The organism is Corynebacterium halotolerans (genome assembly GCF_050107895.1).
GTDB lineage: Bacteria > Actinomycetota > Actinomycetes > Mycobacteriales > Mycobacteriaceae > Corynebacterium > Corynebacterium halotolerans_B.
Window position 1 is genome coordinate 1 of the sequence record NZ_JBNILW010000018.1, and the last position, 11702, is coordinate 11702.

The window sequence follows — 11702 nt, forward strand, 5'->3', positions numbered from 1 at the left end:
AGGCGATCAACGGCAGACTCGAGCACCTGCGCGGCATTGCCTTGGGCTTCCGGAATCTCAACCACTACATATTGCGGTCACTGATCCACTCGGGAGGACTCCAGGCCAAGATCAACGCACTCTAGATCCGGAAGGGCCGGATTGGGTAGAACCGCTGGGATAAACGAGTTACACATTCTCACGGCAACCATGATGCTGGGCCCAGCGAATTAATATACATAGAGACAGACGAAGGAGCCCGGCATCTGGAACTGAGATCTACCTAATCTACCTAATCTGCAACTGGTTCGTTCGCACCTTCAGTACTCGTTCCCCATCGGCCTCGGTGCGGGCGAACACGAGAGCACTGTAACGGCCGGGTGTCGATGGCTTCTCGAACAGCGCCGACGAACGGGATGAATACCAAACAGTGTCGACGCGCTTCCCATCTCGGAAAAGATAGTAGGCAAAGGAGGAACCAAGGCTACTCGTACCAGCAACATTAACTTCAACCAGAATGCCCTCTGCGGTGAGCATAATCGTCGGCGAAAATTCAATAAATGGAATATTATTCCAACCGTCTTGCGGTACATCAAGAAAATCAGCACGAGCCGAGCGAATAGCAGAGGAGGGCTTCCCCTGTGCCGGACGACAGGAAAGGCGCACGGAGTTTCCCTTTCGGATGATCGGGTAGAAGACATCTACCGCCGATGCAGCCTTCGCGACCAGTGTACTTAGATGAAGAGACGAAGCACTAGCAACAGAGAGTATCTCCTCATGAAAGACACTCAACTCCTCGCGCCTTCCTTCAGGAACTCGGGATTCAATCAAGCTAAAAGCTCTCTTAATAAAGCTTAACTGAATGACGTCCGGTTCATAATCAGTATGAACGCCCCGTTGTCTCGCCCCCCAACCGGCTGCCGGTTTAGAATTCGGCACGCTCCCACGAAGAGCATCCAATTCCGCCGTCCATCTTTCATCACTACCGCTCACAGTCCTTAGCGGCGCGGAAGCTAACTTCTGGGTCCATCCATCATTTTCAAAAGGATACGACAACAGTTGCGGGGAGGTGCGACGGAATATCGCGCGAGCCACCTCGCCGTTTACACGATCCTCGAAAGAGGACAACTCTGCGGCACGTTTGAAATATCCATTCGAAAGGAAATGGAAGGCTACTTCATTTGAGGCGTGAGAAAAGCGGATATGACCAAAGTGAGCTCTATTCCTGGTATTGAAATAGTGCGCGTTCATAATCTCTACTACCGTCGAACCACTGAAAGCACCGAAGGCCCCCCGCATCACCCGCTCCGTCGGCTGCTCCCCAGATTGGGCCAGCCTGCCTGAGTTCATATACCATCGCACGAGATTCTCGACGTTAGAAGAGTCAGAAATATCTGCCGAAGAAACGAAGTCAGAAACCTTGCGACTGATAGCCAAACTAGTATTAGTGGATCTCAACATCTCACCACCTCCTCCACGAAGCGCGATAATCGGATCGTCAAAAACCGTAACCGACTTTTGCGGAGAAAAAGAATAAGAGAAGTTGGACCGATAGCTTTGAAAAAATGCGAGCGACTCACGAAAATCAAGAGCGTACCTACTCGACCCACCTCGACACCACCAAGATAGCCCTAAATCGCGACGAATCGTATCCGATATTAGAATGTCGTCTCGAACCACCTTACGAGAGTAGGCAGATTTAAAGTTCCTTGGGTCTGCGGAGCGGATCAAAAACTTCTCACTGACGCCCGCGCTTTTTGCCAAGGCCAATAGAAGACGCGAATCGACACCTCCGGAGAGGAAAAGCGTTTTGTCTCCGCTAAAAGTATCAGCAAGAGTTTGCAGAGAATCACCAATAAAGTCGATGCCAAGATCCACGGCTTCTTCGAAACTGGTCACCCGATGTGCATTGCCGAGTCCACTTCGATTTATCTTCCGGACCCCTTCAGCTCCGATAAGCAGAGCTTCGTCCATCGAAAGAATACTGATCTCTGCTGCCATCGTTCTTCGGACCGTAGGATTGGCAAAATGAACGGATTTTGCGGTGACCGTGGCCATATAGTTGTCCACGTCGAGACTCGGCTCAATGCCGTAGTCGACGAGAGCTGCACGAATTCCATAGAACGAATCAGATATAACAATCGCATGACCCGGTACGAGAGCATAAAATAACGGGCAGTATCCATATTCATCGCCAAACGCTATAAATTCGCTGCAGTCGACCTTCCTACGCTCGGCAATAAGCAGCCACTCACCCACGCAATCGGCCACTTCTGAAGCAGGTATACCATTTAAATCGTCAGAACCAAAAGACGTGTCGAAAAAGTGGTTGGGACCAGCCCCGACCCCTGCTGTCGATCGAACAACGAACTCAGAAATGTTTTCTGGTTCCTCATCGGCAGCGTCACTCATGGCTACTGCGCTAGTTTTGATACTGACGTGATCCGCAGACTTAAAAAACAAAACATCCACTTTCTTCTGTTTGGATATGGAACAATAATCGCCGTCAATTAGCAAGTGCGCATGAATGAGCACACGTATTATCCTGAAGAGACACGCTCCACTAGAATTTGGAGAGATCTCGAGCACGGACTCTCAGAAGCGTTTCCTAAAGTTATGAACAATTACTTCATTTGAGCTCTACATCTAGGGAGCAGCTTCAAGCAACCACGATTTTCCCGCCTTTCGGTCCATAGTTCTTGAGGGGCAAACCAACCTTGCGTTTCTCCTCGATTCCTTCTCCCCACCCCAATTTGGCATGCAACTGGGAGCAGGGGAACTTTAAAAACCTCACCGGCTAGTTTGGAAATGAGAACAAGACCGGTGGACATTTTTAGGCGTTGTTCTGCGGCGCCCTGTGCCTCAGCCCGATCAGATCCATTTCTTTGCCGACCGTTTCCGAAAAACTCAATTGCTCCCTAACACGGAGCGCTGCACCTTCAGAGAGACGAGAAAAAACCTGAGGATCGTCAGCTATCCACTGCAGCGCAGAAGCTAACCCAGTAATATCTTCAGCCTCGGTTAGAACTCCCGATTTCTCGTCCACGAACTCAGGGATTGCCGCGACTGAACTAGTTACTGGCACTAAACCTGACGCCATCGCCTCACCTCGTGAGACACCCTGCGTATCCATTCGCGAAGGCACCAGGAATACGCCATAGTCCTTGTGTACTTCCGATATTTCTTTACGTGTGAGAAAACCACGGATTACCTTCACGTTTTCCAGACCCTGCAGAGGTTTAAGAATCTCATCAAAAAGGAGACCGTCTCCGTAGAAGGCGAACTCAAACTGCTCGAAGTTGGGCGATAGTTCCTTCAAGAGCAGCACTGCTTGAACCGCAAGATCATTAGCATATATCGGGGAAGCATAGGGACGGATACTCAAAACTTTGAAACGTTGATCCTCGCCCTTCTTCTCATATGTAAATAGGCTATCGTCAATAACATTAGGGATGATAGAGTATTGTGAACGATCAAGCGTTACCCCTACGTCCTCAAAGACTTGTTGCGCAAGATAACTTGAAACAAAGACGAAATGCCAGTTCTCCGAAGAGTTGCAGAAAACGTCGCGCCAAAAGTCCATCCGAATCTCGGTCTGTCGCTTAGCTTCTTCAAGCATCTTTGGGTCAGTGTAGAGCGATTTTCTCCTCCACCAAGGTTGCGCCTCAAACCCGTGAATCCAGACGGTAACGCCTTTGCGGAACTCAGAAGCGCTCAAAGCCTCCCAAATATGGCGTGACAAGAAATGTACCAATATGCGGCTGTAGTGGCCGTCTTCCACAATTAGTTTTAGATGCTCAGCTGTTCCGGTCATCACTTCTATGCCGTTAAACTCACGGTACCCGACTGAATTCTTCGATAGATCCACACAAAAGATCTCCGGAGCAGCTTCTTTATCAGCGTAGGTCTCAGCTCGACTTGCTACGAACCCATTTTGATAGAGGGATTCGTAAGAAGGGTATCGGTTCGTCACGATCAGTGTCTTGCTTTGCGAAACAGGGGGATGAAGTGCTGACTTTCGCGGGGCCCGTGAATATGAGGAAATCGTGCAGGAGCCAGCGCCTAATGCACGGATCCCCACCTTGACTTTCGCTGTTTCTTCAGGCCAGCTCACCGAGGTGTTACGCGAATGCGAGATCATGGTATGACCAAGACGCTCGCCTTCGGCAGAATAGTAGATGAACGCCAACATGACGTTCAATCCGGGCGTTGCTTCAAAATAGACTTCACCGCCGTTCACGTCCGGCAACATCACCGGGTCGATCGGGACTTGTGAGTAGGAGTACTGGTGCTGCCCATTTTCCAAGAACGAAGTTACATTGATCTTTCCTTCCTGTTCTTCAATCTTGAGGCCGCGGACACTGCCCAAACCCTCAAAAAGATCAGAAGGGTGTAACTCTCCGCCAATCCCCGAAGCCTCAAGTTCCGCGTTAGGATCTAGGTTGCTGCCGTAATCTTGGAGTTCGCTAAGTGACATACCTTCGCATAAATGGAGATTTGTGACTGGCGCTAGCTGATCGAGCGAAAGCTCCGCCCCCCCCTCACAATATTCAAGGGTCGAAGTTGCGACCCCAGAAACCAGCCTCTCTGGCCCCAAAGTCTCAACTTCGAGGGCATCATTTTCACGAAGCTTCACTAGGGACCTTGTCAGACACATATCACTCTGGTGTGTCCATGCAGTCTTATGTCCAACCCGCTCGACCTGTTGGCCGTTCGAGACATATCTTTCTGAATGTCCGACTGCGTCAACGTCAGCCCATTCGAACACGCGCAGAAGATCTGTCAGATATTCTTCTCCATACCAGTCCTGCTCGTCTAGATAGCCCAGAAATCGGAAGCCGGCGACCTCAATGCTAGATAGCTGCGCGCCGCTTTCGACCACATGAATACGCGGATCTATGAATCCATCGTAGTCAAGGTGCGTTCCGACGAACCATAACTCCCAGGCTTGGTGACTCTGCGCCTTCATTAATCTTGCTAATTTCATGGCTTTTTGTTGGCAGGAGACATAGCTAACAAGCAAGACGTGACCAGCGCTCCTGGGAGAGAGATCGACGCCGGCGCGAGTGGCAATTTCTTCCAGCCTTTTAGCATACGTATGCTCCGCGAGCACTTTGCGAAGTCCCATGCTTCGCAGACGCTCGGACCCATTCGGCTGCGACATCACCCAAGCCATCCGCGTCCTGAGATGTTCTGGACTGTCTGTAGTGAAAGTCAGGTCTCCAAATAGGATTTTGAGGCCACGAGCGTAGTTGCTTACCACGCCAGTATTCGACGCCAGAAGTTCGAAGACGCGTCGGGCAAACATCGACTGGCTTTCCTTCACCGAGTTCAGGTTCAAACTGTAGGTGTATCCCTTGTATGCAACACTTATATCTTCCGGCGACAGCCCTCCGACAATGAGGTTCTGCAGTTCTGAGGGAAACTGCTGCTCTTCAAGTTCTGACCCGTAGTTTCTGTCATAGATATCTAGACGACCAGTTTCTTTTAGGGCCGTACTCAATTCGGCGAAATCACGGTTACGAGCTCCGTATTTTTTATAATAGGCACCCGCAAACGAGCAGCCTTCGAGCCGATTGAACTCTTCGATAGGGTTATGGAACTTTGGCTGAGCCGCGAAAGGAAGAAAATAAACCCTATCATGATTTAGGGAAGCTTTATACCGGGGAACACAATCTACATCGGTGGTAAATATAACGTCAAACAATTGTGCCGTATTTAAGAAAGTAGAAAAGTGAACCGGATCTTCCTTATTCCAGAACACGGTAGGAATATTACGAGAATTACACCACTCAAGGATGCCGAGTAGTTCAGGGCCACACCGTTGAACTTCGTTCCACCAGCTATTTCGATGGCCACGCCAAGCGGATTCAACGAACAGCAAATCTGGCTGAGAAGCCGTCAGCTCCACAAGCCAGTCCCTCATTGTAAGTGGTTGAAAATCCGCTTCTGGTGAGAACGATGACATGGATAGATTGTCCAAAATGCATGCCACAGTCAACGAGGCAGCTCGACCTTGTCTCTGCCGGGTTCGGATTAGCTGCTTTTCGAGTCGCCGATCCTCAACGTGAGAAGGGATCGAAGAGAGAGTTGCATTAGTCATTTTGGGGATTTCCTCCGGTACTGGTGAGAAGTCTCGTGACGCGACGGGGCAGAGCAAGCAAACCACGCATATTTCGTGAATCTCTGAGCGCAGCACCTAAGCGGTAAGTTCGACTTTCCTTCAAATCGTCTAACTGATGCTTGAGGTCCTCAGCCTCATCCTGCCATCGGTCTCGCGCTTCGTTAAGCGTCTGAAGTTCCCCGGCCTGTCTCGCTACTTCTTGGAGCTCCTTTTTCAGGGAATCTAGCTCTTCAAGGATTTGGAGCTCTCTGTTCTGAGCATCGGTTATCCATTTCCGAAGGACAAGAAAATCGGCAGCGACGAGATCCGGATTCACCCGGGTTCTAGACTTCATCCTGCGTGAACCAAACCTTCCGTTTTATGGGGATATATTTGCGGCGTGACACGTAGCCGAGCTCAAAATCGGCTGGACTCTTTTGGCGCACATTCAGATTACAGCTAACTCTGAGTAACACAGTGGTGACACCATAAACACCCTAAGTCACTACTACAACCTCGAGGAATTTTTCTGCCATCCGGTTTTACTCTAGGGATTCAGGCGTTGGTGACGCGGGGACGGCACTTGTCGTGCTGTTCCTATCACCTTCCGGATCCTCAACAGGTTCCCTCCCAGGCACCGCATACTCCTGAGCGTCCGGCTCTACCTCATTGGTCGATTGACTCGGTGTTCGGCCCAACTCGCTACTCTCCGCGTTTGACTCAGTACCCTGGCTAGGTTCCATGGTTTCGGCTGGGGAGGTGATTTGCCCAGGCTGATCACTAGCACCTGAGTTATATGGAGATTCTTGCGGCAGTCCAGGGTTCACACTCTGATTCGGAACCGGCTCAAGAGGGAGCTGACTTGTAACGGTGACAGTTGGAGGCATGAGAGTCTCGACCTCTGTCACGGTCGCTGGAGGCTCCGTCACGTACTCCGTCCGCACGTTGATGGAGGGGTCAGTTACGACAGTAGTTTCGGCGGTAGACTGAGTTTCTCGAACGCTAGGATTTGAGCTCCGAGAGGGAGATGCGGGCGAACTTTCTGAAGGAGTTTCCGATTCGTCAGCCCTGTCATCTACATAATGGTTGGAGTCGTTCGATACCAGTAGGTTACTCCACGGCAAGAGGACTGCTCCAGATACGAGTCCTACTCCGCCGATAAGAGAAACAAGAGGCATCCGCGGAACTGCTTTGCGTCGGCTCGCTCGGCGCAACCACCAGCTGGAGGGCACCATTAAGCCGGAGGCAATCAAACTCAGACCGGCTCCTTGCCTGATATCGACTGCCAGCGAGAAGAGTCCTGCCACTAACGTAAGTAAGCCTATGAAGAATAATACCCAACATAGGATCCAACGTTTAGAATAAGAAAGTATCATGTCTATTCCATTACAGACTAATTATCCTAGCCTGTCCCTTTTCATTTATCAGCGACGATTCTCTTGTTCGCTCAACAGGTTGATACGTGGGGGCGTGTAATATTGTTCCATCTTGGAAATTATCTGCTGAGCTTCGAGGTCTCTACCAGTAGCCTTCCTGTTGCCCCAAACCCTGTATGACTTGGTCACGCTTTCAGCCTCGCCATCGGCAATTATTCTTCCTTCGTGCAACCAGAGCGCTCGGGTGCAGGCCTCTTGAATTGTCGCAGCTCCGTGCGAAACCAAAAAGACAGTTCCTGATGATTCAAGCATGTGATCCATGCGTTTTCTGGCGCGGTCAGTAAACGAAGCATCTCCAGTAGACAAAGCTTCATCAATGAGGAGAATCTCGGGCCGCACGCTAGTAGAGATTGCAAATTTAAGGCGAGCCCCCATCCCCGATGAATATGTATTCATAGGTCGATGAATCGCGTCTCCGATATCTGAAAAGTCGCGAATCTCCTGGAATTTCTCGTCAACCTGGTCAGGGGTCAGCCCCATCGCAAGCAGGCCTAGCCGGATGTTCTGAGCCCCGCTCAAACGAGGCTGGAGCGCTGCTGACACCCCGAGAAGCGTTGGTTGGGATGAGACCTTGATTTCTCCGGAAGTAGCCGCTTCACCTCCCGCTATCAGACGGAGTAGCGTTGATTTCCCTGAACCGTTCTTTCCCAAGACTCCTATCGAGTCGCCAGAATAAGCAGCAAATGTCACTCCAGACAGCGCGCGAACTTTTTGTTTTCTGTGCCCTACCACGCGGTAGTCCTTGTATATTTTTCGAACGACCACTGTCGGGTCGTTAATGGAGGGTTCCATAGCGCTCCTCAGCTCGCCAGAAAAAGATCAAACCTATAACAAATATTCCCACTGACCAGACAGTGAGATAACCCCAAACTTCGAGTTTGGGTGTCTCCTGGTACATGACGGTATCGCGCACAGCTTGCAAAAACTGGTAAGCAGGATTTGCCACCATGATGTCTTGAATCAGCGGAACTGTCGCGTACCTTTCGACTGAAAAAAATACACCGGAAGTGAAAAACCAAGCCCGCCCAACAACTCGGACCAACGATCGAAGGTCCGGCACAAATGCACATAGACGCGCAACGATAAACATGACTCCCGTCGCGAAAACGTGAATCAACAGATACAACGGGATCACCAACAGCAATCTCCACGTCGGAGGAGTTCCCCACTGGAACGCGAGAGCACCAACAACAGCTACCAATGCTGGGGCTAGACCCGATATAAAGTTTCGAGCAGCCTGGGAAAGCACCAAAGCAGCTCGTGGGAACATGAAAGCGGATATCATGTTTTGTGAACTCTTGATCAAATTGGTGCCGCCGTTCAAGCCGGCTTGCATGTAACTGAAAAAGATGATCCCAATGATGAGATAGCCGATGAAGTTCTCGATGCCACGCGAAGTTCGTAACAGTAGCCCAAAGAGAATTCCATACATCGCCGCATCGAGCATCGGAGACAGCACGAGCCACGCTCTTCCGAGGAACATGTCCTTCTGGGAGTCAAACGATTTTCCCGTGGCATCTTCGGCAATGAAGTAGCGGCGTCCCCAAAGTTGACGAATATAACGAAGTAAACTAGGGCGTACGTTGAGGGGGTGGAGCTTGCTGTCATCGACTTGCACAGTTGAGCGATCTCGCTTTGAGGACCCTAATGACTCGCTAGTAAGACCACTACTACTCATGGCCCACCTCCCCTAGATAAAGTATGTTCAAGCAACAACCGGGTTCACTTTACTGTGTTCCCAATACGCAGTCTTAGATGATAGGAAAGCCAGTGCGAAATGACGATCTCGTGCCAACCACGAAGACAGCAATCTTCGGAGGCTGCGTTAGTCGGGATACTCTCGCATTCTCCGGTGATGAAAACTACCCCCTGACGCGCTATATCGCACGCCATTCGCTGCTTTCTGCAGGTCAAGATGCTTCCCATAATTTCCCTGTATTCAATGTTCGGAGTAGATTTCAGCAACGAATCATTGATTTCGACATCAGGGGAAACTTGTTCCATGAAGTTGCAAAGCTCGGTAATATCGACGTACTCCTCTGGGACCTCAACGTGGAACGAGCGGGCTGCTGGGAGTTTCCTGACGGTTCAGTGGTGACCAATAGTCCTGATCTTCGTAAGGTTCCTGAACTGAGAAGTTCTCTGAGCAATGCGAGGAAAATCGACTTTAATACTGAAGAGCATATTTCGCGCTGGAAGACAGCTGCGGACGTGCTGGTTGAGGCTCTAGCGAGTGCGGAAATCAAGAATCGTGTTCTCGTCCTGGCACCTGACTGGGCGTTGATCGATACCGCTGGGCAACCCACTCGCAAGCTAGGAGAACTCCGGCCTTCCGATGCACCTGCCGCCTTTGCTCCATATCTCACTCACCTTGAAGAGGCGGGTTTGAGAGTAGCTAGGTTCACCGGACTCGTTTCTGACCTCGACCACCGCTGGGGCCGAGCTCCTTTCCACTACACTTCAGAAGCCTACGAGCTATTCCGAAAGCGCATTGATGAATTCGTCCAGGAGCAGCGCACCTAATGTATCAAAAAATTGATGAGCTTCGGAAGGCCTTCTGGCATCTCCGCCATGGCGGTCTAAAGCAGGTCAGGCGCTGGAATCGCAATCGGATCGCCGGTTCTCTAGAGAGCCGTAAGCATAGATATCTTCCTAGTGAGGCTCTGACAAGCAGTAGCCCGTCGCTTACGCAATCCTGGCAGGCGATCGCGAATCGACTAGAAACGTCACTTTCCGCAGCTGATGTTCGGCAGTATCGCAATTTTTTCGCGCAGGGTTGGATACTTACCAACACACCGAATCCGGACGTGTCCCTCCCAGAACACTGGAAATCGCTGGGTTTCGGAGCTTGGACATGTCAATTCGATCCAGATCTCGAAGTGCATCATGTGGTTCACGCTGAGGGAGAATACGAAATTCTGCTTCTTGGACAAGCTACGGACTCCGCAAAGCGACTTCACACTTCTAAAAGCGTAGCTTCGGAACTCCTGAAAGAGCTATCCAGCTCATTAGGCTGGGATGCGTTTGATGAGGCCGTGACTTGGCTGGGAGGCCGGTTCGTTGCAATCGGACGGCGGTCATCCTCCGTACGCATCCATGTGGATGCTATGGCGTCACGTTCATGCTATTGGGCAAGGCAGGGCGGTCATCTCGTTTTTGCCTCCCATTCCATTCTGGCTGCACAAGCGATCGGAGATGTCGCCGCCAGTGGAAGTCGATGGGTTCTCACACACCCCGATTATCATAATCCTGCCGGAAAATGTCTCCCGGGAATGGTCAGTCCACATGACGCCGTGAAAATGGTCATTGCCAACTGTGCGTTGACTATCCAGGGTTCTGAGATATCTCATCGCCGGTTTTTTTCTACGCCACCCGAAAGTCTCAGTGTCGCAGAAGCCGCCGAACGCTATCTCTCGGAGCTTCGCTTTCAGATGGACGCAGCTTTGGCCCATCGCCCCAAGACAGTTTTCGGACTGACCGCCGGAGCTGATTCTCGAGCGATCCTCACTGCGACACTCGATCTATTGCATACTGCCGACGTATCCGCGATGACGTATCATTTCTTTGCCCGCAACGCTGACCATTCTCGGGAGGATCTACTGGGGGCGAATCGGCTCGCTAATTTGAGCAACCTCAAACACCGCGTGCTCGATGTGTCACCCCGCCGGAAAACTCACGCGTTCACCTCCATGTACAGCAAAACTTTCCCTACCTGGGCGCGGTTTCCGACGCTAGCTAGAACCTACTATGAGGAACTCGGGGCTGACGAAGCCTTGATATTGGGGATCGGTGGCGAGGTCGGAACCGTCTTTTACAGAGATCGCGAGTTCGACAAGATCACACCGGAAGTCCTTGCCGGGAAATACACTCAGTCGGCCTTCCAACACGACCCGCGGTTGATCGAGACTATGACGGAGTATATGGACTACACCGAGCTCAGCGAAGAGAACTCCGCTGGCTACGACCTACTAGACTTGTTCTATTGGGAACACCGTATGTCTACTTGGGCTGCCTATGGCTACTCCGAAGCCGACTTCGGGCCTCTGGTGGTATTGCCGCTCAACTCTCGGCGAATCTTCCACGCCATGCTCTCTCTTCCATTCAAAGACAGGCTCCGGAGGAGTGTGTACCACCAGCTCGCCCTCTGGTCCGGTATTTCCGCTTAGCTCCCATGAAACCTGCGC

At 51.1% G+C, this 11702-nt stretch carries 6 protein-coding genes; 2 read left to right on the forward strand and 4 right to left on the reverse strand.

All coding sequences use genetic code 11. The features are described 5' to 3' along the window. Window positions 1-267 precede the first annotated feature (267 nt). The 4 genes from ACQCVD_RS13995 to ACQCVD_RS14010 form a co-directional block, all read right to left on the reverse strand. Window positions 268-2514, reverse strand: coding sequence for a hypothetical protein (locus tag ACQCVD_RS13995; RefSeq protein ID WP_426824395.1), 2247 nt, complete (start codon window positions 2512-2514; stop codon window positions 268-270). Window positions 2515-2812: 298 nt separating this feature from the next. Further along, entirely contained in the window at window positions 2813-5947 is a 3135-nt protein-coding gene (locus ACQCVD_RS14000) for a glycosyltransferase (protein WP_426824396.1), read from the reverse strand. Window positions 5948-7506: 1559 nt separating this feature from the next. Next, window positions 7507-8310: an ABC transporter ATP-binding protein gene (locus tag ACQCVD_RS14005; protein ID WP_426824397.1), complete on the reverse strand. Its 804-nt coding sequence runs from the start codon at window positions 8308-8310 to the stop codon at window positions 7507-7509. Beyond that, window positions 8294-9136: an ABC transporter permease gene (locus ACQCVD_RS14010; RefSeq protein ID WP_426824398.1), complete on the reverse strand. Its 843-nt coding sequence runs from the start codon at window positions 9134-9136 to the stop codon at window positions 8294-8296. Before ACQCVD_RS14010 ends, ACQCVD_RS14005 begins: the two co-directional genes overlap by 17 nt. 152 nt (window positions 9137-9288) lie before the next feature. Between ACQCVD_RS14010 and ACQCVD_RS14015 the strand changes: the two genes are divergently transcribed. After that, window positions 9289-10041 carry a DUF6270 domain-containing protein gene (locus ACQCVD_RS14015; protein WP_426824399.1) on the forward strand — a complete coding sequence of 251 codons (753 nt, stop codon included), beginning with the start codon at window positions 9289-9291 and terminating at the stop codon, window positions 10039-10041. After that, window positions 10041-11684: a hypothetical protein gene (locus ACQCVD_RS14020; RefSeq protein ID WP_426824400.1), complete on the forward strand. Its 1644-nt coding sequence runs from the start codon at window positions 10041-10043 to the stop codon at window positions 11682-11684. Before ACQCVD_RS14015 ends, ACQCVD_RS14020 begins: the two co-directional genes overlap by 1 nt. Window positions 11685-11702 lie beyond the last annotated feature (18 nt).

Bases quoted from the DNA above. Each gene is read 5' to 3' on its own strand.
- ACQCVD_RS14000 (WP_426824396.1), bottom strand. From the start codon at position 5,947: ATGTCATCGTTCTCACCAGAAGCGGATTTTCAACCACTTACAATGAGG.
- ACQCVD_RS14020 (WP_426824400.1), top strand. From the start codon at position 10,041: ATGTATCAAAAAATTGATGAGCTTCGGAAGGCCTTCTGGCATCTCCGC.
- ACQCVD_RS14005 (WP_426824397.1), bottom strand. From the start codon at position 8,310: ATGGAACCCTCCATTAACGACCCGACAGTGGTCGTTCGAAAAATATAC.